The organism is Brachyspira sp. SAP_772 (assembly GCF_009755885.1).
GTDB lineage: Bacteria > Spirochaetota > Brachyspiria > Brachyspirales > Brachyspiraceae > Brachyspira.
Genome location: NZ_VYIX01000002.1, coordinates 261597 through 286341 on the forward strand (window position 1 = coordinate 261597; position 24745 = coordinate 286341).

A 24745-nucleotide genomic window follows, 5' to 3' on the forward strand; every position below is an offset into this window, starting at 1 on the left:
TAGTCCCCACGCCCCTACTTCTTTTGCCGATAGGCACCTACTCGGTATTGGTATAAAAGAAGCAAAAGAACTGCATTTAATAAAATATAGCTTTTATGCATAGACGAAGACATAGATATTATTTTATATATTCCAAAGCTATAAAGCTAAAACATTTGCACTTTTTGCAACTTTTTGCGGCGGGAAAAAGTTGAATAAAAAAAATCATATAACAAAATAAGTTATTTTAGAATACATTGATTTTAGTTGGTCAGAAAATATTTTTTAAGTTTTTTATTCTCGAGGGCTAGCCCCCGTACCCCCACTTCTTTTGGTGGCCCAAAGAAGCAAAAGGACTGCATTTTTTTAGCCTAAAATATATATATTATATTTTATTCATACATATTCAAAATATGCAAAGCTAAAACACTTGCGTTTTTTGCAACTTTTTGACGAAGTCCGCACCGCGAGAGCGACAAAAAAGTTGATAGAAACTATTTTAATAAATACTAAAAATTTTTAACTCCTTTATTTTAGTTATTTTCATGGCTTTGCCATTAACGAAGTCCGTACTGCGACTATAAGAAGTGCATATGTGTTAGAGTTATATAGAAAGTTGAAAAGCAGTTAAAAGTTATATATAATTTATTAATAAAATAGTTTTATAAAATATATACAAATATAATATTAAATAGGAATTAATAAAATGAATGAATTCGAAAAAATGATTAATGGACTTGAATATAAAAGTAGTGAAAAAGATTTGGAGGAGATGAGAAATAAGGCTAAAGATTTATGTTTGGATTATAATTTATTAAAGTCTAATCAATTAAAAGAAAAAGAAAATATTATTAAAAAATTATTTGGAAAAATAGGTGAAAATTTTGGAATTACTGCTCCGTTTTATTGTGATTATGGATTTAATATAGAGGCTGGGGATAATATTTATATTAATTATAACTGTGTAATATTAGATTGTGCTAAGGTTAAATTTGGCAATAATGTATTTATAGCTCCAAACTGCGGTTTTTATACAGCTGGGCACCCTGTAGATATAGAGAGAAGAAATAGTTATATAGAATATGCTTATCCTATATCAATAGGCAATGATGTATGGATTGGTGCTAATACAATAGTTTTAGGCGGAGTAAAAATAGGCAATGGTTGTGTTATTGGTGCTGGAAGCGTTGTTGTAAAAGATATACCTGATAATGTTATTGCTTTTGGAAATCCTTGCAAAGTTATTAGAGATATAACCGATGAAGATAAAAAGAAATGTTTAGATTGGAATAGAAAATAATTGTTTTACTATGTACTAAAAATTTTTAAATCTGTCAAAAATATTTTTATGTTTTTTTATTCTCGGGGGCTAGCCCCCGCACCCCAGTTCTTTTGCCGATAGGCACCTACTCGGTATTGGTATAAAAGAAGCAAAATAACTGCATTTTTATTATAAATGCTATAATTTAATTGTACATTAAAATGCACTCCCCCGCACGACTAAGAAGTTATAATTAAAGCATAGCATTATCGTGCAGAAAACTCATATGGCGAACACTTCAAAGAAAAAAATAATTGTGAATAAAAAAGCACTCCTCCGCACGCGTAGAAGGTTATGATTAAAACAGAGTATTGTCGTGCGGCAAGCCACCGACCGTAGGGAGTGCACAGCTAGGCTAGTAGTGGTACAGCTCGTACGCGGGAAAAAGAACAACAAAAAAAGTCCTAAAAAATTGCTAAAGCCTTTTTTTATTAAACCGACACTTAACATAAGTATTATTTTATTAGGATTATAATTATGAGCATGTTTGCAGATACAACTTATGCCAAAACTATGACTATCGCAAAAAAGCTATTAAATGTTTATGGGCTTAGAGCAGAAGTGATAGCAGACAATATAGCTAATGTTTCTACACCAAATTTCAAAAGAAGCGATGTTACTTTTGAATATCAATTAGCAAGAGCTTTGGATAGTGAGAAATATGACGGCATGGAAGCAAAAAGAACAGACCCAAGACATTTTCCTTTTAATATGCCTATGGATTATAAAGAAGTATCTCCTACTATTACAGTAGATTATGATACCAACTACAGAAACGATAAAAATAATGTTGATATAGATAAAGAAATGGCTGAGGAAGCTAAAAACACTTTACGCTATCAAATGTTTTCACAAATAGTAAATGCTCAATATAGAGACATTAGAAGAATGATAGGCAATGCTTAAAAATTGTTAATCATTTGAAGGAGTGAGTAAATGGGAATATTTTCAATAATTAATACATCTGGAAGCGGATTAACTGCTCAAAGAACAAGACTTGATGTAATAGCAGACAACATAGCTAATGTTAATACAACACGCACTACAGAGGGCGGAGCTTTTAGAAGAAGCAGAGTAGTATTTAAGCCAAGAGATGACGGCAACAAATATAGAACTCCTTTTTTACCTGATGCTTTACAGCCTAATGTTGGTACTGGGGTGAGAGTATTCAGCATAGAAAAAGATATGGAAACTGCAACAAGATTTGTTTATGACCCTTCACACCCTGATGCTATTAAATATGGAGAGAAGGCTGGATATGTAGAGATGCCTAATGTTAATCCTGTTACAGAGATGGTTGATATGATGGAAGCTTCTAGGGCTTATGAGGCTAACTCTACTATGATTCAATCGGCTAAAACTATGTTTGGAAGTGCTTTGAATATTATTAGATATTAATTATTAAATATATATTTGTTAAGGATATTTTTATGGATATTAACAGTGTAATGAGTGCTTATTCTAAAACAGGTAATGTTGGTGATAATTATGGATTTGTATTAAAGACTACAGACCCTCGTCATTATGGACCAGCTCAAATGTTGAGAAGAAGTTCTAACAATGATTTGATAAGCAATTTTGGTACTATGCTTAGCGATGCAATAGAATCTGTTAATCAGAAGCAAGTTGATAAGGATAATATTATAGTTCAAGCTGGAATTAGACCTGATCAGGTTGATGTTTCTGATGTAATGAACGCTATTGCTGAGGCTGAATTATCACTCAGTTTTACTAAGGCAGTAGTTGATAGAGCTGTAAGAGCTTATCAGGAAGTAACTTCATATAGATAATTTTTTTAATTAAACAAATAATGGAAAAAAAGTTCTCCTTCAAAAAAGAGTTATTAAGGGCAAGCGTTTATGGTTTAATCGCCATAGCGTTTGCCAACTTAATATTCTTATCTATTTATAACAACAATAAAATATATATCACTATAATTTTAATAGCATTAGAAATAATAACAATAATTTTTGCTTATTTAAATATATCAAACATCAACAAAAGATATTTAAACTTTATTAGATACAATTCAATATTAGAACATAATTTAAAAACAACAGTTACAAAAGAGCATATCATAGAAAGACTTAAATATTTTGGCTATAGTATGTATTCTATAAACTCTTCTAGGGTTTTTATTAATATAGATGTTGTAAAAAATAAAAAGTCTATAACAATATATGCCTATTATTTTTTGCTTTTGGATATAGATAAAGATACAGAAGCAGTGCTTACAACTGTAAAAAATGAATTAAATGAAATATTGGATTTATATATAGATGACAATCAAAAACTATTTAAAACAGAAAATGAAAAACAAAAAATATTAAAAGCAAAACTCTATAATCATGCTGTATTTATTTTCTTTGGAGATAATGTTTCTGAGAGAATAATTAATATATCTAAAGAAGGCTACACTAAAGAAAAACTTCTTAATTCTAATGCACAAATATTTTCAGTTTCTTATATACCTTCAGAAAATAAATTGTATTATGCAGAGAAAGTAGAAGATGTTGTAACAATTCAAAAGTTTCCAAAGCAGGATTTTGTTTATATAATAAAAGATATATTTTCTTTATAATATTTGGATAATATAATGAAAAATAAAAAGAGAGTTAAACGAAATAAAAAAACATATTATTATATAGGCACTATAATTTTAATAGCTGTGTTATGTTATTTACTATTTATGTTTTATAATTTAAAAAACTCTTCTTTCGATATAAACAAAAAAGATAATGGGGGTCTTACTATTTTGATGCATCTTTTATCTGATAATAATTCAAACAAAAACGAAATAAAAAAGATAATATTAGACAACAGAAAAAAAATTGATTATACATTAAAAGATAATAACGGCAGAAATATTTTGATGTATGCTGTGTTTTATGGGGATACTGACATTATAAAAGACATTGCAAACAAAATTGATAATATAAACGATATAGACAATGACGGAAGAACAGCTTTGCATTTAGCAGCACAATATGGAAAGTATGAAGCTGTAGTATCGCTTGTAGAGTTAGGGGCAGACATTAATATTAAAGACAATCTTTCATTAACCTCAATAGACATAGCAGAGTTTGAAGGTTTTGAAGATATATACAATTATTTACAAAGCAAAGCAAATTAGTTTTATTATTCTTAATTATTAAAAATTAAATATATAATTATTTACAAAAACTTATATAATCTATAATAAAAAATTATTTCTCAAGGTTTTAAATTATGGAAATTAGGGTATTAAAATATTTTTTAACAACTATAAGAGAAGGCAACATCACTAAAGCTGCAAAATATCTTAATCTCACTCAGCCTAATTTATCCAGACAGATAAACATGCTTGAAAGGGATATTGGTCATAAACTTTTTGAAAGAAAGCATAACAATATAATTCTCACCCCTGAGGGTATTTTATTAAAAAAGAGAGCTGAAGAAATAATAAACATGGTAGATAAAACAAGAGCTGAGTTTAATTTTACTGATAAAGTTATAGCGGGAGATATATTTATTGGTGCGGGGGAGACTTGGGCTATGAGTTTGGTTGCTTCAGTGATGAAAGATGTGCAGAAAGATTACCCTCATATAAAATATAATATTTACAGCGGCAATTTTCAAGACATTACAGAAAAGCTTGATAAGGGGCTACTCGATTTTGGTTTATTAATTGACCCTGCTGATTTATCTAAATATGATTATTTAAAAATGCCTGTAAAAGATACTTGGGGGCTAGCGATGAGAAAAGATTCGCCTCTTTCAAATAAAAAAAATATAACAAAGAAAGATTTATTAAATATTCCTTTAATAATTTCAAGGCAGGTAATGGAAACAGAAATGCAGGATAATGATTTTTCAAGGTGGTTTGCGGACACTTTTGACAATCTTAATATAACAGCAACCTATAACCTAATTTACAATGCATTAATTATGGTAACTGAAGGCATGGGGTATGCTTTATGTTTAGACAAGTTAATAGACAATATGGAGCATCAAAATATTTGTTTTATACCTTTAAAGCCAAAATTAGAATCTGGTATTAATATAGTTTGGAAGAAGAATCAGGAGTTTTCAAGGGCTTCTAAAATATTTTTGGACAGGCTTACAAATAAATTTAAGATTTGATTTATAACGCACGTTAATATAAATAAAAAACATAAATTTATTGCTATTTTTTATATAGTCATCAAATTAAAACTGTTAAAACGTGCGGTGTATATATAACAAATTAAAAAAATGCTTGGGTGGGTGTTTAAAATTCTAATTAAAACAAAAAATATAAAATAATTTCTAATGCAAAATAAAATTATAAAATCTCGAGGGTGGGGAGAGAGAAAAAAATTTTTAACTTTATTTACGCTTGCCCGCCCTTTATACCTTATTGTTTGAATAGTTAATTTTATTTTTTTAATTTTTTAGAGCTTAAACTGAAAATTAAAGCCCACCCAAGTTTTATTTAATTTTAAAATAATTCCACCACACGGTGAGTAGAATTATAAAAAATAAATTAATTAATAATTATAATTTTTATTATAAATAAGAGTCTGTTTACCGTGCGTTATTTGCTGATAATTACAAATAAAAATCCAAGCATTATAAAATAACACTTGGATTTAAAGAGAAAATTAGTTATAAAGGTATATTAATTATTTTAAATTTTCAGTAAAAAACTGTGATAATTTTTCAAAAGGAATTTTATCCATATTGTCATATAAATCAACATGGTCAGCATCTTCTACTATTACTAACTCTTTTGGCTCTAATGCTTCTTTATAAACATCTTCAGAGTAGTATCTTGAATGAGCTCTATCACCAGCTACTAAAAGTATAGGAGTAGGTGAAACATCTTTAATATTAGACATTAAAGGAAAGTTCCAGAATGATACAGGCATTGTAGCAGTCCAAGAAGTAACAAAGTTTATAGCACGAGGATGATAAGCTCTTTTAGCATAATAGTTGTAAAATGCAGCAAATACAGGGTCAGCATTTTCTGGGAGCTCTTCTGGTACAACCATTGCAGAAGCTTGTATATTATTATTGGCATCAAAAGTAGGTTCATGATTTCCTAAAGCATAAGTTTTGTTTTCTGCATCTTTCCAACGCTGTTCGCTTAAATATTCCCTTATTATTCTTCTTTGCTCAGGTGTGTAATAATCTTGATGACCTCTGCTCATATCTCTTGACATATCATACATTGAAAGAGTTGCAACAGCTTTTATTCTAGTGTCGGTTCCTGCAGCAGTAATAGCCATGCCAGAAAGTCCGCAAATACCTATTGCACCAATGCGGTTTCTATCTACATAATCAAGTAAACCCAAATAATCTACAGCAGCACTATAATCTTCAGTAAATATATCAGGTGAAGAAGTGTTTCTTACATCGCCTCCGCTCTCACCTGTAAAAGATGGATCAAATGCTAAAGCAACAAAACCATAAGTAGCCATCTCTTGAGCATATAATCCTGAAGCTTGTTCTTTAACAGCCCCAAATGGTCCAGATACAACTATAGCCGGATTTTTTTTATTTGTGTAATTTTCTGGTAAATATAAATTTCCTGCTATTTCTATTCCATAACGATTTTTGAATCTTACTTTTTTCATTTCTATGTTTGTGTAAATTTTAAAAACTCTTGTATCCATTTCATCTCCTCCTTTAGATTGATTATTTTGGTTGTTTTGTGATTGATTACAAGACATTAAAAAAGTTAGTATTAAAATTGTTGCTAATATTATTTTTTTCATTTAACGCTCCTTATCATTAATTTTTTATTTTTATTATAAATTTTTTATAATTTTAGCAGGCACTCCTCCAACTATTACATTAGAAGGCACATCTTTATTAACCAAAGCACCAGCAGCTATTATTGAGTTGTCCCCTATAGTTACACCGCCTAGTATATTTGCCCCCGAGCCTATCCAAACATTATTTCCTATCACCACTTTTGACGGATATGTTGTGCTTCTATGCTCTAAATCAAAACCATGATTTAAAGTTGATATAGTAACATTCATTCCAAGAAATACATTGTCTCCGATAGTTATTCCTCCTCTGTCTTGAAATGAGCATCCGCAGTTAAAAAATACATTCTTTCCAATTTTAATGTTTCTTCCAAAGTCACTGTAAAATGGCGGGAAGCATGTAAAACTTTCATCTATATTTTCACCCGTTAGCTTTTCAAATAATTTTCTCACTTCATCTGGAGTGTGATAACTATTATTAATTTCCATAGTTGTCTTTATTGCATTTTGTGCACATTCATGCAAAAATGGTGAAAGCTCTTTATCAACACTTGATACAGGGTTTCCATCTTTGCAGTATTTTATAAACTCTTCGATATTCATTTGTTATTCCTTATTTTTATTAACTAAGTTGTATTTTACAAAGAAAATAAATTATATCAAATATTTATGTGTTATAACTTTGTATGCCTAAAAGGTATAGTTTAGTTATTTGAATAATCTATCAACTAAATACAAAAATTATTATGAAAGATTGACAAATAGGTATGAAAAGTATATAATTATTAACATAATATTAGTAGTGTAAGGTTTGGTTATGTTGTTTAATCGCATCGCATCGCATCGCATCGCATCGCATCGCATCGCATCGCATCGCATCGCATCGCATCGCATCGCATCGCATCGCATCGCATCGCATCGCATCTAGCATTATATTAAACTTTATAATTTCTCAAATCATAACAAAAAAATTATTCCAGTCTTTGGAAATACTTAAATATATTAATGCCTTTTCTTTCGGCATTGCAATAAAAAATAAAATAGGAGATATAAAAAATGAGAAAAATATTATTTTTACTGACTATTTTAGTGTTTTTAATTGTTTCTTGTAATAAAAGAGATAGTATAGAAGAACACTTAGGAAGTATATATTATGATATAAATGATGAAACAAAAGAAACTAATTATTTATATTTAGATAAAAGTGGAACTATTATTTATGAAGATATTTTAAATATAACTGATTTTAATGTGTTATATTATAAATATGATTCAAATAATATATATGTTTTTGAAAATGGAGAATTAGCTTATTATGGAGGTGAGCCTACAGCATTCTTTTTGAATAAAGACGGATTAACAATTATAGAAAGTTTTTATGAAGTAAAACCAATAAAAACATATGAATTATTAGATAAAAATTTAGATGAAAATAGGGAATATTATTCAATTGCTAATGAGTATGATAAACAAAGGAATATATCATATAATAAAAGTAATTTTATTAATGGTAAAGAGCCTTATGAAAAAAGAGAATATGAAAGTTCAGAATATGAAAATACAAAAATAGAAACAAAATCACTATTACCAGATTTTAGAACTATGAATGATAAAGAAATACAAAATATTATATTTCAGATAGAACAAATGCAAAGCAAAAATACTTATGAGGTTACAGCTTATGGTTATTTTTTGATGGCTTTTGATGATGTTATACGAAAATACGGAGCTAACTCTCAAAGAGTAAAAAATTATATAAATAGGGTTAAGAATTATAATAGCTATACTGATTGGTATAATGATTTAATAAATTTTAATAGCGAATATGAAGACGGTCCTGAATCAGATATTTATTAAATAATAATAAAAATTTTTTAAGGAGAATACAATGAAAAAAATTTTTATATTGTTTTTAATGTTTAGCTTTTTACTTTATCCATTTACAAAATCAGAACAATCATATATAGATAAAAGTAAAATAACTAAAACTTCTTTACCAGATGATATGATTAATACTACAGGAGACACATCTTATATAATTACTTCTATAGCAATAGCATATTATGATTTTAATAAGAAAATGATAGATTATGAAGAACCAAATGAACTTGTTGATAACTATAAATTATATATAAAATATGCAAAAAAAAGTGATGTTAACGAATATGTTCCATATGCACAATTCACTGAAAAAGGTAATACATATAATTTAATTTTCATGGATCATCAAGCACCTATAAAAAATTCATATGAAAAAAATTTTTTATTAAATAATGTCAGAGATTTCGTAAGTGCGAATTCTGTTTCATATTATTCTGGTAAAAGTATGAACTGGAGATTATCATATCAAACTGATAATGAGATACTAGTATTATCTACCGTTGGATTGTATGCTGAATATGATAATATGGAATATAAAGGTAAAAAAGTTTCAGCTATTGAGTATGTATATGTTTTTAGAAAAATAATTGAATGATGATTCATTTAGGATTTATTTATGAAAAAAATTATAATTATATTGTTTATTTTTACAAGTATATTATTCTCTTATGAAAATTATGATAAGGTTGATAGATATTTAAAAGAATATTCCAAAGAACTATCTTTGATTACTGATAATATTTGGGGATATAACTATATTATTTATGGTCAGAAGAATGAAGTTATTCCTAGGTACAATATGGCATTTGTAAAACTTACAAATCAAAATGGTATAATAAGATTATATATGATAAAATTTTGTGCTAATGAAAAACATTTAGTTGATGAAACAGATGATTATGTATATGATACAAAAAATATAAATGAATTTTATTATCAAGTGTATATAGCTACTGATATAAAATATAATACAACTTTTGATATTGAATTTACAAGTATGTATAAAATAACAAAAGATAATAGGTATTTATCAAAAGCTGTTAGGAGGGGTAATGGTGCTTATATATTAAATAAATTACCTCTAATAAGTGATAGTCAAAAAAATGACTCTTTTTATATGGAACTTGGACATGCATATGTTAATGAAAAAGTACAATATCTTAAAACAGGCATGTTAACTTACTATTATGTAGATTATGAATTTGAAGATTTTGATTTGTTAAATGATATAATATATAATGGAGCTTTTATCTCTATGACAAGACCTTCTAAAGCATTTTTAAATAATAGGAAAAATCTTTTAATAAGAAATGGAGAAGCCATAAAAAAGGAAATAGAAGATTTTGAAAGAAAAGAGGCAGAAGAAGCCAAGAGAAAGGAAATGGAAAAAATTAATCAGGCAAAAGAAAAAGAAAATTTAGCTGAAAAATATTACAATGAAGGAAATTATTATGAAGCTATAAATTTGTTAAATGAAGCTATAAATTTAAATACTAAGTCTGAAAAAAGTTATTTTTTATTGGGAAAATCACATTTAGCTAGGAAAGAGTATGAAGCAGCTGCTGATAATTTTTATCAAGTATTATCATACAATAAAAATGATATAACAACTTGGTATTTATTGGGAAAAACATATTTTGAAGCAGAAGATTATACTAGGTGTTTAAATGCCTTATCTAAAGTAGAAGAATTAGATCCTAAAAATAAAGAAAATTTATTTATGATAGCAGCAGCCAATTATAATTATGGATATGTAGATGAGGCAATAGAATATTTTAAAAAATATATAGAACTTGATAATAAAAATGATACTGTTTGGTATTGGCTTGGAAAATCATATGAAAGTATAAAAAATAATGAAGAAGCTGAGAATGCTTATTTATCAGGATTAAAAGTAAATCCAAAAAATTCTGATATTTTATATGCTTTAGGGGAATTGAATAAAAATACAGGAAATGTTAAAGAGGCTAAAAAATATTATGAGGAAGCTTTAGAAGCAAATCCTAATAACAATTCTTCTAAGAATAAATTAGAGCTTATAAATAGAGCTGAAAATATACAAAAGTTAAATAGAAGTTTAAATACTGCTAAAATTTTTAGAACTACTGGAGGAGTATTAATGTTAGGAGGTGCTTTAACAGTTGTTAGTCCTTTTGTTATTCAGTATGTTAATACAAAGAGTATAAATAATATGAATTTTGACTTTTTAAACTCTTCTAAAACTGATAAAGATTCTAAACTTCAACGTACTTTATTTTATACAGGGATTGGGATATTTGGAGCAGGATTAATTACAACTATTATATCATCATTTACAATTAGTAATTTGGAAAGACAAATATCTTACGCTTTTGTTCCTATTATTAATAAAAATGAATATGGTATTATGGATTATGGGTATGCATTTAATTTTAGTTATAAATTTTAGCTTATAAAGCGAACGATAAAAATATATTATTATCAATTTTATTAAGGATATTATATAGATTATTTAGAAAAGCTTAAAAATGAATATTTAAAAGAGTTAAATAAAAAATAATGGAGTCATATATGAAAAAGATATTATTAATATTTATAATACTACTGTTTAATATAGCTCATATATATTCTAAAACTATAGAAGAAGATTTTTTATCCTATGTGTTAATAGGAGATGCTAAGAAAGTTTTATATTATATAAATAAGGAAAAGGTTGATATAAATTTAAAAAATGAATATGGATTAACTCCTTTAATATTGTCTATAATAGCTAATCAAAATGAAATAACAGAAATACTTATAAGAAAAGGTGCTAATTTCGATTTAAAAGATAATGAAGGTAAGACAGCTTTATTATGGGCTATTTCTAAAGATAATATAGAAGCACTAAAAATGCTTATGGATGCAGGAGTTAATTTTGATATTGCATATGAAATTAGAAATGAAGACAATTTTTTTAAAAATCTTACACCTTTATTATGGGCATCTATAAATAATAATATTGAAGCTTTAAAAATACTTATTAATGCGGGTGCTAATATAAACATTACATGTGAAATTAGAAATGAAGACGATTTTATTAAAAATTTTACGCCTCTAATCTGGGTTAGTGGCGAAGGTAATATCGAAGCTTTAAAAATACTTATTAATGCAGGTGCTGATCTTGATATCAAATTTGAATATAGAGAAGGTGGAAGGCATTTAAAAAATATGACAGCTTTAAATTTTGCTGCTATGATTCATAATACAGAAGTTTTAAGAATACTTATTAATGCAGGTGCTAATCTTGATATTAAATCTGAATATAGAGAAGATGAAATGTATTTAAAAAATGCTACAGCTTTAATATTGGCTCTTCCTAGATATGATTCTCCTTATTCTGATTACGAAAATATAAAAATGCTCATTGATGCTGGGGCTGATATTGATATGAAATTTGAAATGCAAACTAATGAGGGATATTTTAAAAATGCTACAGCTTTAATACTGGCTATCACTGACGATTATACTGCAATATATTTAAAAGTGCTTATTGATGCTGGTGCTGATATTAATGCTATTGTACAATTAGATAATATTGATTATAGTGCATTAGATTTAGCCAAAAAAATTGGAAATGAGGTTATTATAAATATGCTTGTTTCTGCAGGTGCCAAATAATTTTTATACATATTAAAAGACAGGAGTTTTAATAAAAAAGCTCTTGTCTTTTTATTTTTTTATATAAAAATTTTTCACTAAATACATTTTTCTAAAAATTTGATTTTTTATCTCTTTTGTATAATACTTATTATATAGCGTTTATTATATTCAAATATAATAAATTATCTTAAAAATAAGGATTTGCGATGATAGAAAATTTTATACCTAATAAAAAAGTATTCGTTTTTGATACAAATGTTATACTGCATGATTTTAAATCAATATTTTCTTTTGAAGAAACTAATATTGTTATACCTATTACGGTTTTGGAGGAAGTTGATAAGTTCAAAAAAGGAAGCGATACAATTAATTTTAATGCAAGAGAGTTTATAAGGGAGCTTGACGCTATAGTTGAAAAAAATGAAAAAACTGAAGGGGTAAAAGACATATTCAAAAAAGGTGCTTTGCTTGATAATAAAAGTAAAGTATTTGTTGATGTTAATAACGAAGAGAAAGAAGATTTTAAAAAGATATTTGCAGGAAACATCCCTGATCATAAGATACTTTCTTGTGCTTATAATTTGAAATCTGAAAATTATAGAGTAGTTCTCATTACAAAAGATATTAATATGAGGATGAAGGCAAGAAGTTTAGGTATAGATACTCAGGATTATAACACTGATAAAATAGATAAATTATCTTCATTATTTACAGGTATAGAAAGTATCTCTGGAGATAATGCACGCATTTATATAAAAGAGCTTCAAGAAAGTAAAGAGATAGGAGTTAAAGAAGAGCATTCAATTTATCCTAATACATATTTTTGTTATAGAGTAAATGAAGAAGATGATGCCGTAATAGGTAAATATAAAGATGATACTAATACAATAGTTTATGTTGATAGTGATATTAATGCTTATGGTATAAGTCCAAGAAACGAAGAGCAGGCTATGGCTTTGGATGTTTTGCTTGATAACAACATACCTTTAGTTACAATAATGGGTAAGGCAGGAACAGGTAAAACACTTTTAGCTCTTGCTGCTGCTTTAGAAAAAAGAAGGGAGTATAGGCAAATACTTTTAGCTCGTCCGATTGTTGCACTTTCTAATAAAGATTTAGGTTTTTTACCGGGCGATGTTAATAGTAAATTAGACCCTTATATGCAGCCTTTATTTGACAACCTCTCAGTAATACAGCATATTCATTCTGATGACAGCGATGAAAGTAAGAATATAAAGAAAATGCTTGAAAATGAAAAGATAGTAATTTCTCCGCTTGCGTATATTAGAGGAAGAAGCTTAAATAGAATATATTTTATAGTAGATGAAGCACAGAACTTAACTCCTCATGAAATAAAAACCATCATAACAAGGGCAGGCGAAGGCACAAAAATAGTATTTACAGGAGATATTCACCAGATAGATACTCCTTATTTGGATGAAAGAAACAATGGACTTACTTATTTAATAGACAGAACCAAAGGAGAAATTTTAAGCGGTACTGTAACACTTGAGAAAGGAGAGCGTTCAAAACTTGCCGAGCTTGCTGCGAACGTGTTATAAAATTATTAAATAATAGTAAAGCATAGAGAGTGAAGCCCACCCTTTATGCTTTTTATTTACTTTTTCGCTGTAATCCTATATATTTTTTAATTTAATGCTAAAAATATAAATTAGTGCTTTTGCAACTTTGACGAAGTCCGCACCGCGACCGAAGGAAGTGCCTGTGGGTGCGACTGAAAGGAGTGCCTGCGACCGAAGGGAGTCCTTCAGGGCGACTGTAGGAAGTACCTTTAGGTATGGGTGCGAGCCACTGGAAAAGTTGATAAAAAATAATATATTAAAAAATAAAACTTGATAAATATTATCTAAATTATATAATTCAATTAAAAATTGTTGGAAATATTTTATGGAAGAAAATATTCGTTGGAAACAGAGATTTAATCATTTTGAAAAAGCATTTAATTTATTAAAAAGTGTATTTGAAGAAAAAGATATAAACGAATTATCATTATTAGAAAAAGAAGGTGTTGTTCAGAGATTTGAATATACTTATGAATTAGCTTGTAAAACTTTAAAAGATTATTTGGAATATAATGGAAGTTTAAACAATATAGATATATCTCCAAGAAACATTTTTAAAGAAGCATACTCTGCAAAAATTATTAAAAATGAAAATGTATTTATAGATATGATGTTAAGCCGTAATTTGCTTTCACATACTTATGATTTTGTTAAGTTTACAGAGATTTTTAAAAGAATAGAAAATGATTATTTAAAAGTATTAAATGAATTATATAATTTCTTTTTGGAGAGGATAAACTCTTAATGCTTGATGAAAAAATTATAAAAGAAATTCAAAATATTTGCCTTAAATATCAAAATATAGAAAAGGTTATACTGTTTGGCTCGAGGGCAATAGACAAAGAAAAATATAATTCTGATATAGATTTAGCTATTGTTGGAAAATTTGATTTTTTATTTTGTGAGAGATTAAAAGAAGAGTTTGAAAATATACCAACACTTTTAAAATTTGATATTGTGGATTATAATAATATTACTAATGGTGAATTAATAAACGATATAAACAAATACGGCAAAGTTATTTATAGTAAATAATATAAAAATTAGTTATTATATTTTTGTATAAAGTTAATTTTTGTATTGTGTTGTTTTATATTAAATATTCAAGGAAGTAAAATATATGGATATTTTAAATTATATTGATAAAGGAGCTACTTTATCAAAGTTAGGCAGATATGAAGAGGCTATAGAATGTTATAATAAGTTATTAAAATTGGATGATAAAAATATTCATGCTTATAATAAGAAAGGAGTTGCTTTATCAAAGTTAGGCAGATATGAAGAGGCTATAGAATGTTATAATAAGTTATTAAAATTGGATGATAAAAATATTAATGCTTATAATAATAAAGGAAATGCTTTATCAGAGTTAGGCAAATATGAAGAAGCTATAGAATGCTACAATAAAGCATTAGAATTAGATGATAAAAATATTCTTGCTTATAATAATAAAGGAGCTACTTTATCAGAGTTAGGCAAATATGAAGAAGCTATAGAATGTTACAATAGAGTTATTAATATTGACAGTAAAAATAGTAAGGCTCACCATTACAAAGCAAGGTCTTTATTACAATTAAATAAGCATAGAGAAGCATTGGTTAATTTCAATAATGTTAATGATGACTATTTATCTTCATTTGATAAAGAAAAAACATTAATTTTTTATTCACAAAAATTAAGATGTTTAGCTTATTCTAATAATTATAAAGACACTATATATTGCTGTGATAAAATATTAGAATTAGATGATAGAAATATTGTTGCTTATAATAATAAAGGAAATGCTTTATTAGATTTAGGCAGATGCGAAGAGGCTATAAAATGTTTTGATAAAGTATTAGAATTAGATGATAAAGATATTGATGCTTATAATAATAAAGGAGTTGCTTTATCAGAGTTAGGCAGATATGAAGAAGCTATAAAATGTTTTGATAAAGTATTAGAATTAGATGATAAAAATATTTTTGCTTATAATTTTAAAGGAAATGCTTTATTAGAGTTAGGCAGATATGAAGAAGCTATAAAATGTTTTGATAAAGTATTAGAATTAGATGATAAAAGTATTTATGCTTATAATTTTAAAGGAAATGTTTTATCAAAGTTAGGCAGATATGAAGAGGCTATAGAATGTTATAATAAGTTATTAAAATTGGATGATAAAAATATTGCTATTTATAATAATAAAGGAGAGGCTTTATTAGAGTTAGGCAGATATGAAGAAGCTATAGAATGTTACAATAGAGTTATTAATATTGACAGTAAAAATAGTATGGCTCACCATTACAAAGCAATGTCTTTATTACAATTAAATAAGCATAGAGAAGCATTGGTTAATTTCAATAATGTTAATGATGACTATTTATCTTCATTTGATAAAGAAAAAACATTAATTTTTTATTCACAAAAATTAGAATGTTTAAATTATTCTAATAATTATAAAGACACTATATATTGCTGTGATAAAATATTAGAATTAGATGATAAAGATATTGATGCTTATAATAATAAAGGAAATGCTTTATCAGATTTAGGCAGATATGAAGAGGCTATAGAATGTTATAATAAGTCATTAAAATTAGATGATAAAAGTATTGATGCTTATAATGGTCAAGGAGAGGCTTTATCAGAGTTAGGCAGATATGAAGAGGCTATAGAATGTTATAATAAGTCATTAAAATTAGATGATAAAGATATTGTAGCTTATAATAATAAAGGAAATGCTTTATTAGATTTAGGCAGATATGAAGAGGCTATAGAATGTTATAATAAGTTATTAAAATTAGATGATAAAGATATTGATGCTTATAATAATAAAGGAAATGCTTTATCAGATTTAGGCAGATATGAAGAGGCTATAGAATGTTATAATAAGTCATTAAAATTAGATGATAAAAGTATTGATGCTTATAATGGTCAAGGAGTTGCTTTATCAGAGTTAGGCAGATATGAAGAAGCTATAGAATGTTTTGATAAAGTATTAGAATTAGATGATAAAAATATTATTGCTTATAATAATAAAGGAGAGGCTTTATCACATTTAGGCAGATATGAGGAAGCTATAGGATGTTTTAATAAAGCATTAAAATTAGATAATAAAGATATTGATTTATTAAAAAACAAATTGGAATGTTTGGAAAGATTAAATAATTATAAAAATATTATAAGCTGTATAGATGACATATTAAAAATACATGATTTATTTGAAAGTGATTATATAAAAGAATTGAAATTAAAAAAAGCTGATTATCTTTTCTCTTTGGAAGATTATAAAAGGGCGTTAAAATCCTATGAAGAATTAAAAACTGAAGAATTAAAAACTGATGATTATGAAATAAAAAAGAAAATAATTATTTGTTTTATAAAATTAAATAATTTTCAGAAGGCTCAAAAATATATTTCTAAATTAATAACAAATAATAAAAATGATGAGCTTTATTATTACAGAGGCATTTGTTTGTTTAATAATAATAAATATCAGGAATGTATAAAAGATTTTGATTCTGCTATAGATTATGAAGATTCAAAGTTTTATAAAGGATTGTCTTTGCATTATCTTGGAAGAGATTTTGAGGCTTCAATATTAATTACAGAATATAAGAATATAAATGAAGAAGACTATAGTAAAAAATATAATCAATTTAAAGAAGTGATAGATAAAATATTTGTTCAAGATGATAAATCCGATTTGGCAGAAAAAACAGATAATTAATTAAACAATTATTTTAAAACCCCGCCCTTTATATTTGTTGTTTTATATAGAAATATTAACGTTATTTATTTTTTAGTTTAAATCAGAAATTAAAGCCCCCGCCCAAGCGATTATTAAATTTAAAATCTCTTTAACGCATGGTTAATTAATTTTATAATATTATATAATTTAAATTTCAAATAAAACTATATTTTTAGATTAATTCTACGTGCGGTAGATACCCAACAAAATTAAAAAAATCTTGGGTGGGCAGCTAAAATAACTGTTAAAATTTTTAGAGAAAATAACATAAAAATACCAGAAAAATATAAAAAATATAGAGGGTGGGCATTTGGAGTTAAATTTTATAAATGCTGTCTATCATATATTTTAATTTTGTGGCTTCTATTTGTCCGGGTGCTGATGCTCTTTTGGCTGAAGCAAATGTAATTGCAGAATAAAATAGTCTTGTTATGACGCCTTCTTCTCCCATGGATATTGCTATGAGCGGTATATTGTTTATTTCATTATGAAGCTCTAATATTGTTAATACATCTTTTTGTTTTTTTGGAGTGTAGGCTACTTTTGCTATATCAGCTTTTAATTTTATCATTTTTTTTATTCTGTGAATTATTTCCATTTTGTTTGGAGTTTTACTAAAGTCATGATTAGAGATTATTGTTTTTATGTTTTCTTCTTTTGATAGTTTTATTAATTCTTTTATATCATTTTCTTTTAGAGTTAATAATTCTATGTCTATAATAGAAAAAAGTTTTTTATCTATTATAGTTTTATAAATATCAATCATACTGTCATATGTATTAGGTTTTATATTTAGATTTCCGCCTTCTTTAACGCTTCTTAAAGTAAATATTATAGGTTTAGTTGTGCATTTTTTTATCTCTTTAGAAATCTCTTCTATATTGTTGTCGCTGTCTTCATAAAAGTCTGCACGCCATTCTATTAAATCTATTGGAAGTTTATCTATTTCTTTTATATATTTTAAAACATCCTTTTTATGTTTTTCTATAACAGGAATACATATCTTAGGAACACCATCACCAATATTAACATTTTTTACTTTAATCATAATAACTCCGCTAATAGTTTTTAATTAAATATAATATTTTTTATATAATCTACAGGCATCTCTTTAGAAGTCCACATCTCAAAAGCTAATGCCCCCTGATATAAAAGCATACCCATTCCATTAATTATTTTGCAATTTTCTTTTTCTGCTATTTGTAACAATTTTGTTTTTGCTGGGCTATATATACAATCGGCAACAATTAAATCATCTCTAAAAAATGTTTTATCTTCTATAATTGAAGCATCATCTTTCATACCAACACTTGTAGCATTAATTAATAATTTACTTTTGTCTATTTGTTTTTTTAATTCTTTTTTATTATCCAAAGTATAAAGCTCTATTTTGCAATTAGTTTTATCTTGAACATTGTCTATTATTTTTTTTTGCTCAGCCCAATTATTATCTCTTTTAAAAACAGATATTTCTTTTACACCGTAAAGAGCAAACTCAGTAATAATAGATATAGAAGCACCTCCAATACCAAGTATTGTAACATTGCTATTCTTTATATTAATATTTTCTTCTTCAAGTGATTTTATAAAGCCCTTTCCATCTGTAGAATGTCCTGTTAAAACTCCATTATCATTAACTATAGTGTTTACGCTTTGAGAGAGTCTTGCAGATTCTGAAATATTATCCAAATACTGTATAACTTCTTTTTTGTTTGGCATAGATAAGTTAACGCCTCTCATATTAAGAGTTTTTATAGAGGCTACAGCTTCTTTTAAATTATTTTTATCTACCTCAAAAGCCAAATACACATAATCTAATGATAATTTTTCAAAAGATTTATTATGCATGATTGGAGATAAACTATGTCTGCAAGGTGAAGCAAAGAGTGCTGTTAATGTTGTTTTTGCTGTTATATTCATTTTTTAATTATCCTGTATATTCTTCTATATATTTTTTCATCAGCAGTTTTATTGTATCTTTATCGGCATCGAGTGAGGCTATGTCGAATGCATCAATCATTATTTTGCGTTCTTCTGGAGTTAAACATTGTACAGGGTCTTTTGCTATAAATAATTTTTTGTATTGTGAAGGTATTAATGTTTCATCATCCATTAGAATTTCTTCGTATAGTTTTTCACCTTCTCTTATGCCTGTAAATATAATTGGAATATCTTTCTCTGTAAGACCGTATATCTTAAGCATGTTTTTTGCCAAATCTAATATTTTTACAGGTTTACCCATGTCCAAAGTAAATATAACTCCGTCATTAAGTGTGCAAGCTTTTATCACAAGTCTTGCGGCCTCTCTTATAGACATGAAAAATCTAACCATCTCAGGATGAGTAACTGTTAGAGGTTTTCCTTCTCTAATCTGTCTTTCAAAAACAGGTATTACGCTGCCGCTGCTTCCTAATACATTGCCGAATCTTGTTATTTTAAATTTAGTGATGTTTTGTTCATGCGAGAGAGACATTATCATTCTTTCGCATATTCTTTTGCTTGCCCCCATAAGCGATGTTGGACGTACGGCTTTATCTGTTGATATAAATATAAAGTTCTTGATATTGTTTTTTATTGCTAATGTAGCTATGTTTTCTGTTGCGAGTATATTATTTTTAATAGCTTCTTCTGGATATTCTTCCATAAATGGCAAATGTTTATGTGCTGCTGCATGAAATATTATATCTGGATTTTCTTGTTTTAATATTTTATCTACTTTCACATAATCTCTAACATTAGATATAATATATTTAAACTTATGTTTGTTCTTTTCATTTTTTCTATCGTTCAAAGACATTATAAGGCTATGTATAGCACTTTCAGAATTGTCTAAAGCCATTACTTTTTTTACAGGGAGTGTAACTAATTGTCTTACAAGTTCACTTCCAATAGAGCCTCCGCCTCCTGTAACAAGTATTGTTTTATCTTTATAATAGTCTGATATCTCTTTTTCATCAAAGCCTATCTCTTCTCTTCCAAGCAAATCTGAAGGTTCTATATTTCTAATATCTTTAATAGAAGCATTTCCTTTTATAATCTCAAAAAATCCCGGAAGTATTTTATATCTTATTGATGTAGGATATATTATATCTAATATTTCAAGAAGTTCTTTTTGTTTTAATGTAGGTATTGCTATAATGATTTCTTCTATTTTTATATTATTATTTTTATATTTATTTATGATTTTTTCTATATCTTTAACTTTGCCTTCAACTTTTATAATATGATTATCAATATTAATTTCTTTTTTGTTTTCATCGTCATCTAAAAAGCAAAGTATATTATATTCATTACTATCATCAGAAGCTAATATTTCATAAGCGAGAGTTTCTCCTGCATTGCCAGCCCCGATAATAACAATATTTTTTTTATCCATTAAATATCCTAAAATTATTTTTTGATAATTAATTATAGTATAAATTTTTTATTATACAAGTTTTTTAATATATTTACCGCACGGTGAGTAATTTTTTATTTATTATTGAAGTTTTGTTTTAATTTAGCTTATATTTTATGTTGATTTACCGTGCGTTGTATAAGCAAACGAATTTAAAAAAATCTAGGGCGGGTGCTAATATTAGAGTTTAAAACAAAAAATGAATATGAATAAAGAATAACAGTAAATGCCAAAAAACTTGAGGGCGGGGATTGTGATTTAAATTTTAAAACTATTTACAAACCCCACCCTATAGGCTTATTGTTTAGCTTTAAAATATAGCAGTTTTTTTTCATTTAGCTTAAATTAGTAATAGCACTGCCCACCCAGAGTTTTTATTATAAATGTTATATCTTTTACCGCACGATAAGCGATTTTTTATTTATTATTTAAGTTGTATTTTAATTTGTCTTATACTTTATGTTGATTTATCGTGCGTAGAGTTTATGCGGTATTTTATTGTTCATAAAATATTCTAATTTAAAGCATCGTAAAACTTGACAAATAGAAGTATAAAAATATAATGATTGTATTATATTAAAGGACTTTAAATGATAAAAAATATTATATCCGATATAGGAAATGTTTTATTGAAATTTGATATGGCTTCTTATCTTTGTAAACATAGTGATAATGTAGATGTAGATGAGTTTTTAAGTAAAACGGTAGGAGATAAAAATTGGAGCTTAATGGATAAAGGCGATTTGTCATTTAATGATGCTAAAAATTATTTTTTATCATCTTGTCCTAAATATAAATTTGTATTAAAACAAATATTTGATTCCTATTTAGGTGATGTGTTATCTATACATCATAATATAGAAATATTAAAAGAGTATAAATTGAAAGGTTATAATATATATTATTTATCTAATATGCCAGTAGAGACTTTTAATGTTATAAGAAAAAAAACAGACTTTTTTGATGCAACTTGTTTAGGTGGTATAATTTCTGCAGATGTAAAGCTTATTAAACCAAGCAGAGCTATATATGAATTATTGCTTAAAAAATATAAATTAAATGTAAAAGAATGTTTATTTATAGATGATAATTTGGATAATGTTTTATCAGCTGAAAAAATAGGAATAAAGTCTATACATCTGAAAAATATAGATGATTTATCTTTGGAATTAAAAAATATAGAGTGTTATGAAAATAATTAAAGAGTTTTTTTTAAAAATAAAAAATCGTTATGGCGGTTTATATTTATCAATAGTTTCTATATTTATATTGTTAGATTTAATTGCTTCTATCTATATAAGCAGTTTTGTATATGAGCCTAATACTAGTAATTTGCTATATATGTTTTTAACTCTATTTTTACCATCATCAAGTATTATAGTTGGTATATTAACTATTATTAAATTTGTATTGGAAGCTCTCAAAAAGAAAGAAGGCTCTCACCTAAAGCTAGCTATAGTGTCAATAATGGCTTTTATGACAGTTTTTACAAGTTTAGTTATTAGTAAGATGTCATATTATATTATAGAGTCTAACCTAAACCTATTTACAGATAAAAGTATTAATGACTCTCTTTCATATATAATAGAAGTCTCTAATGATGATATAATTAATAAGCAAAATAGTATATTAAATAGTATATCAAATGTATCTATAAGTTATTTAAATAATATAGATTTATCTAGTGCCTCTAAAATAAGTAATACAATATATAGAGATAATATTTTTACTAATATCATTTTTGTTTCTAATTCATATTATGGCTATAGTACAATATTGTTTAATTCTCAAGATTATGTTCCTCTTGATATTAATTATAGGTTTTCTCTAGATAAAATTACATTTGCAAATAGTGAATATAATGGCTTATTTTATATTAATGCTATAGTGCCATTAAGGGATATAAATCATTATGCTATTATTTTTGACAGCATGCCTAGTAATTATATAAATGTTAGAAATAATGCTTTAAATGCTTTTAGAATATACAACTCTATTAACATGTTTACTGGAGAGTTCTCTATAGTTCTAAAACTTTTATATGTATTTATATTGGGTATATCTACTTTTATATCAATTATTTTTGGTATTATATTTTCTAGTTTTATAACAAGGCCTATAAGTTTGCTTCTTAATGCTACGAATTCTATTATTAATTCAGATTTTGATGTTGAAATGAAGTTTTCTGGTGTTCATGATCTTAGAAAATTAATATATAGATTTAATGTTATGGCTAGGGCTTTGAAATACCATAGAGATAAAGAAAAAATAAGAGTATCATTAGAAACTTGGAAAGAAGCTGCTATTAAGGTTGCACATGAAATAAAAAATCCGCTTATGCCTATTATGATGAATGCAGAACTAATAGAAAAGAGATTAAAAAATAATATGTCTGATGATGATTTAGATAAAATAAAAAAATATATTAATACTATTATTAAAAATTCAAATAGTATTTTGTCCTTAGTTAAATCCTTTTCAGAGTTTTCTTTTAATATTAAACTTTCAGATGAAAAAGAGTCTATTAATAGTGTTCTTATTGAGGTTTTTGATTCTTTTAAAAATATGCAAAATATTAAGTTTCAAACATCATTTTCTAAAATAGATTGTTTTATTAATATGGATAGAGATAAGCTAATTATTGCCTTTAGAAATTTAATCAAAAATGCTGTAGAGGCTATGGATAATAATACTAAAGAGTCATTAATATATTTATCTAGTTATCATGAAGTAATTGATAGTCAAGAGTTTTTCACTGTTAGTGTTACTGATACAGGTAATGGTATAGAAGAAAAAGATTTAAAAAGAATTTTTGAGCCATATTTTACTTCTAAAGATAAAGGTACAGGTATAGGTCTTGCTATAGTAGAAAAGATTATTAATGAACATAATGGCAGAATAGATGTAGATTCAATAATTGGAGAGGGTACTACATTTTTTGTGAGATTTGAAGTTTAGATTTTTATTTATTTAAATATTGTACGATCTTATTGATATTTGAATTATTATTAATATATTCTACATTTAATTTTTTTGCTTCTTCTTTTAGATTTTTATCTATATTTTCTGATATAAAGAATATTTTGAAATCTAATTCATTATTTACTTTTTTCAATTCAGTAATGAACTCTATAACATTAATCCATACTAAATTAGGATTAAATATTAAAGTTTCTATATTATATTTATAGATTTTACTCATAAGTTCATACAAGTTTTCTGCAGTTAATACTTTTATTGAAGAACTTTCGAGTAAAGCTTTGATTTTATTTAGGCTAATACCATCATCATCTACTAGTATAACAGTATTTTCTTTCATAAATAATCCAAAGAATTAAGTTACATGTACCGAGAGAGGGAATCGAACCCTCACTGAGTTGCCCCAATCAGATTTTGAGTCTGACGTGTCTACCAATTTCACCATCTCGGCTTAAAAAACACTTATATTATACTATATAATCATATAAAAATCAAGTATCTTTTTATATTAAGAAGTTA

At 26.4% G+C, this 24745-nt stretch carries 23 protein-coding genes and 1 tRNA gene; 17 read left to right on the top strand and 7 right to left on the bottom strand.

Features of this window, described 5'->3' with window-relative positions; all coding sequences use genetic code 11:
* Window positions 1-685 precede the first annotated feature (685 nt).
* From GQX97_RS06375 to GQX97_RS06405, 7 genes are all read left to right on the top strand, one after another.
* Window positions 686-1279, top strand: a complete 594-nt coding sequence (locus GQX97_RS06375) for a sugar O-acetyltransferase (RefSeq protein WP_157151121.1) — start codon at window positions 686-688, stop codon at window positions 1277-1279.
* Window positions 1280-1777: 498 nt separating this feature from the next.
* Window positions 1778-2206 (top strand): flagellar basal body rod protein FlgB, encoded by a 429-nt coding sequence (flgB, locus tag GQX97_RS06380; RefSeq protein ID WP_157151122.1) that lies wholly within the window; start codon window positions 1778-1780, stop codon window positions 2204-2206.
* Window positions 2207-2236: 30 nt separating this feature from the next.
* The gene (flgC, locus tag GQX97_RS06385; RefSeq protein ID WP_157151123.1) at window positions 2237-2698 is read left to right on the top strand and encodes a flagellar basal body rod protein FlgC; all 462 of its coding nucleotides are present in this window, start codon (window positions 2237-2239) and stop codon (window positions 2696-2698) included.
* A 32-nt stretch (window positions 2699-2730) separates the two neighbouring features.
* The gene (fliE, locus tag GQX97_RS06390) at window positions 2731-3090 is read left to right on the top strand and encodes a flagellar hook-basal body complex protein FliE (RefSeq protein ID WP_013244301.1); all 360 of its coding nucleotides are present in this window, start codon (window positions 2731-2733) and stop codon (window positions 3088-3090) included.
* Between the two features lie 20 nt (window positions 3091-3110).
* Window positions 3111-3881, top strand: a complete 771-nt coding sequence (locus tag GQX97_RS06395; RefSeq protein ID WP_157151124.1) for a hypothetical protein — start codon at window positions 3111-3113, stop codon at window positions 3879-3881.
* A 15-nt stretch (window positions 3882-3896) separates the two neighbouring features.
* Complete coding sequence (locus tag GQX97_RS06400) at window positions 3897-4433, top strand: ankyrin repeat domain-containing protein (RefSeq protein ID WP_198391203.1); 537 nt, start codon at window positions 3897-3899, stop codon at window positions 4431-4433.
* 95 nt (window positions 4434-4528) lie between these two features.
* Entirely contained in the window at window positions 4529-5422 is an 894-nt protein-coding gene (locus GQX97_RS06405; RefSeq protein ID WP_157151125.1) for a LysR family transcriptional regulator, read from the top strand.
* 521 nt (window positions 5423-5943) lie between these two features.
* Here GQX97_RS06405 and GQX97_RS06410 read toward each other — a convergent pair.
* Both GQX97_RS06410 and GQX97_RS06415 read right to left on the bottom strand, forming a co-directional pair.
* Complete coding sequence (locus GQX97_RS06410; protein WP_157151126.1) at window positions 5944-7038, bottom strand: alpha/beta hydrolase; 1095 nt, start codon at window positions 7036-7038, stop codon at window positions 5944-5946.
* Between the two features lie 33 nt (window positions 7039-7071).
* Complete coding sequence (locus GQX97_RS06415; protein ID WP_157151127.1) at window positions 7072-7638, bottom strand: DapH/DapD/GlmU-related protein; 567 nt, start codon at window positions 7636-7638, stop codon at window positions 7072-7074.
* 453 nt (window positions 7639-8091) lie between these two features.
* On the opposite strand from GQX97_RS06415, the gene GQX97_RS06420 reads away from it, so the two are divergent.
* From GQX97_RS06420 to GQX97_RS06455, 8 genes are all read left to right on the top strand, one after another.
* The gene (locus GQX97_RS06420; protein ID WP_157151128.1) at window positions 8092-8892 is read left to right on the top strand and encodes a hypothetical protein; all 801 of its coding nucleotides are present in this window, start codon (window positions 8092-8094) and stop codon (window positions 8890-8892) included.
* A gap of 31 nt (window positions 8893-8923) precedes the next feature.
* On the top strand, window positions 8924-9511 hold the full coding sequence (locus GQX97_RS06425) for a hypothetical protein (protein WP_157151129.1): 588 nt from the start codon (window positions 8924-8926) through the stop codon (window positions 9509-9511).
* Window positions 9512-9532: 21 nt separating this feature from the next.
* On the top strand, window positions 9533-11344 hold the full coding sequence (locus GQX97_RS06430) for a tetratricopeptide repeat protein (protein ID WP_157151130.1): 1812 nt from the start codon (window positions 9533-9535) through the stop codon (window positions 11342-11344).
* 122 nt (window positions 11345-11466) lie between these two features.
* On the top strand, window positions 11467-12555 hold the full coding sequence (locus GQX97_RS06435; protein WP_198391204.1) for an ankyrin repeat domain-containing protein: 1089 nt from the start codon (window positions 11467-11469) through the stop codon (window positions 12553-12555).
* A gap of 188 nt (window positions 12556-12743) precedes the next feature.
* Window positions 12744-14099, top strand: coding sequence for a PhoH family protein (locus tag GQX97_RS06440; RefSeq protein ID WP_157151132.1), 1356 nt, complete (start codon window positions 12744-12746; stop codon window positions 14097-14099).
* Between the two features lie 346 nt (window positions 14100-14445).
* Window positions 14446-14865: a nucleotidyltransferase substrate binding protein gene (locus tag GQX97_RS06445; protein WP_157151133.1), complete on the top strand. Its 420-nt coding sequence runs from the start codon at window positions 14446-14448 to the stop codon at window positions 14863-14865.
* The gene (locus GQX97_RS06450) at window positions 14865-15155 is read left to right on the top strand and encodes a nucleotidyltransferase domain-containing protein (protein ID WP_157151134.1); all 291 of its coding nucleotides are present in this window, start codon (window positions 14865-14867) and stop codon (window positions 15153-15155) included. The genes GQX97_RS06445 and GQX97_RS06450 overlap by 1 nt, the downstream gene beginning before the upstream one ends.
* 85 nt (window positions 15156-15240) lie before the next feature.
* Window positions 15241-17829 (top strand): tetratricopeptide repeat protein, encoded by a 2589-nt coding sequence (locus tag GQX97_RS06455; RefSeq protein ID WP_157151135.1) that lies wholly within the window; start codon window positions 15241-15243, stop codon window positions 17827-17829.
* Window positions 17830-18166: 337 nt separating this feature from the next.
* Here the strand turns inward: GQX97_RS06455 and aroD are convergent, their stop codons facing one another.
* Genes aroD through GQX97_RS06470 form a run of 3 tightly spaced genes read right to left on the bottom strand, consistent with a single transcriptional unit; the run spans window position 18167 to window position 21241 of the window.
* On the bottom strand, window positions 18167-18898 hold the full coding sequence (gene aroD / locus GQX97_RS06460) for a type I 3-dehydroquinate dehydratase (protein WP_157151136.1): 732 nt from the start codon (window positions 18896-18898) through the stop codon (window positions 18167-18169).
* Between the two features lie 20 nt (window positions 18899-18918).
* Complete coding sequence (gene aroE, locus GQX97_RS06465; protein WP_157151137.1) at window positions 18919-19770, bottom strand: shikimate dehydrogenase; 852 nt, start codon at window positions 19768-19770, stop codon at window positions 18919-18921.
* A 7-nt stretch (window positions 19771-19777) separates the two neighbouring features.
* Complete coding sequence (locus GQX97_RS06470) at window positions 19778-21241, bottom strand: nucleoside-diphosphate sugar epimerase/dehydratase (RefSeq protein ID WP_255447337.1); 1464 nt, start codon at window positions 21239-21241, stop codon at window positions 19778-19780.
* Window positions 21242-21837: 596 nt separating this feature from the next.
* Here GQX97_RS06470 and GQX97_RS06475 point away from each other — a divergent pair.
* Together GQX97_RS06475 and GQX97_RS06480 are read left to right on the top strand one after the other, a co-directional pair.
* Window positions 21838-22449 (top strand): HAD family phosphatase, encoded by a 612-nt coding sequence (locus GQX97_RS06475; RefSeq protein WP_157151139.1) that lies wholly within the window; start codon window positions 21838-21840, stop codon window positions 22447-22449.
* Window positions 22436-24205 (top strand): ATP-binding protein, encoded by a 1770-nt coding sequence (locus tag GQX97_RS06480; protein WP_157151140.1) that lies wholly within the window; start codon window positions 22436-22438, stop codon window positions 24203-24205. The genes GQX97_RS06475 and GQX97_RS06480 overlap by 14 nt, the downstream gene beginning before the upstream one ends.
* Before the next feature lie 4 nt (window positions 24206-24209).
* On the opposite strand, the gene GQX97_RS06485 is transcribed toward GQX97_RS06480, so the two are convergent.
* Both GQX97_RS06485 and GQX97_RS06490 read right to left on the bottom strand, forming a co-directional pair.
* On the bottom strand, window positions 24210-24566 hold the full coding sequence (locus GQX97_RS06485) for a response regulator (protein ID WP_157151141.1): 357 nt from the start codon (window positions 24564-24566) through the stop codon (window positions 24210-24212).
* A 27-nt stretch (window positions 24567-24593) separates the two neighbouring features.
* Window positions 24594-24677 (bottom strand) — tRNA-Leu (locus GQX97_RS06490).
* Window positions 24678-24745 lie beyond the last annotated feature (68 nt).

Coding starts and splice junctions, on each gene's coding strand:
- GQX97_RS06375 (WP_157151121.1), top strand. CDS start 686: ATGAATGAATTCGAAAAAATGATTAATGGACTTGAATATAAAAGTAGT.
- flgB (WP_157151122.1), top strand. CDS start 1,778: ATGAGCATGTTTGCAGATACAACTTATGCCAAAACTATGACTATCGCA.
- flgC (WP_157151123.1), top strand. CDS start 2,237: ATGGGAATATTTTCAATAATTAATACATCTGGAAGCGGATTAACTGCT.
- fliE (WP_013244301.1), top strand. CDS start 2,731: ATGGATATTAACAGTGTAATGAGTGCTTATTCTAAAACAGGTAATGTT.
- GQX97_RS06395 (WP_157151124.1), top strand. CDS start 3,111: ATGGAAAAAAAGTTCTCCTTCAAAAAAGAGTTATTAAGGGCAAGCGTT.
- GQX97_RS06400 (WP_198391203.1), top strand. CDS start 3,897: ATGAAAAATAAAAAGAGAGTTAAACGAAATAAAAAAACATATTATTAT.
- GQX97_RS06405 (WP_157151125.1), top strand. CDS start 4,529: ATGGAAATTAGGGTATTAAAATATTTTTTAACAACTATAAGAGAAGGC.
- GQX97_RS06410 (WP_157151126.1), bottom strand. CDS start 7,038: ATGAAAAAAATAATATTAGCAACAATTTTAATACTAACTTTTTTAATG.
- GQX97_RS06415 (WP_157151127.1), bottom strand. CDS start 7,638: ATGAATATCGAAGAGTTTATAAAATACTGCAAAGATGGAAACCCTGTA.
- GQX97_RS06420 (WP_157151128.1), top strand. CDS start 8,092: ATGAGAAAAATATTATTTTTACTGACTATTTTAGTGTTTTTAATTGTT.
- GQX97_RS06425 (WP_157151129.1), top strand. CDS start 8,924: ATGAAAAAAATTTTTATATTGTTTTTAATGTTTAGCTTTTTACTTTAT.
- GQX97_RS06430 (WP_157151130.1), top strand. CDS start 9,533: ATGAAAAAAATTATAATTATATTGTTTATTTTTACAAGTATATTATTC.
- GQX97_RS06435 (WP_198391204.1), top strand. CDS start 11,467: ATGAAAAAGATATTATTAATATTTATAATACTACTGTTTAATATAGCT.
- GQX97_RS06440 (WP_157151132.1), top strand. CDS start 12,744: ATGATAGAAAATTTTATACCTAATAAAAAAGTATTCGTTTTTGATACA.
- GQX97_RS06445 (WP_157151133.1), top strand. CDS start 14,446: ATGGAAGAAAATATTCGTTGGAAACAGAGATTTAATCATTTTGAAAAA.
- GQX97_RS06450 (WP_157151134.1), top strand. CDS start 14,865: ATGCTTGATGAAAAAATTATAAAAGAAATTCAAAATATTTGCCTTAAA.
- GQX97_RS06455 (WP_157151135.1), top strand. CDS start 15,241: ATGGATATTTTAAATTATATTGATAAAGGAGCTACTTTATCAAAGTTA.
- aroD (WP_157151136.1), bottom strand. CDS start 18,898: ATGATTAAAGTAAAAAATGTTAATATTGGTGATGGTGTTCCTAAGATA.
- aroE (WP_157151137.1), bottom strand. CDS start 19,770: ATGAATATAACAGCAAAAACAACATTAACAGCACTCTTTGCTTCACCT.
- GQX97_RS06475 (WP_157151139.1), top strand. CDS start 21,838: ATGATAAAAAATATTATATCCGATATAGGAAATGTTTTATTGAAATTT.
- GQX97_RS06480 (WP_157151140.1), top strand. CDS start 22,436: ATGAAAATAATTAAAGAGTTTTTTTTAAAAATAAAAAATCGTTATGGC.
- GQX97_RS06485 (WP_157151141.1), bottom strand. CDS start 24,566: ATGAAAGAAAATACTGTTATACTAGTAGATGATGATGGTATTAGCCTA.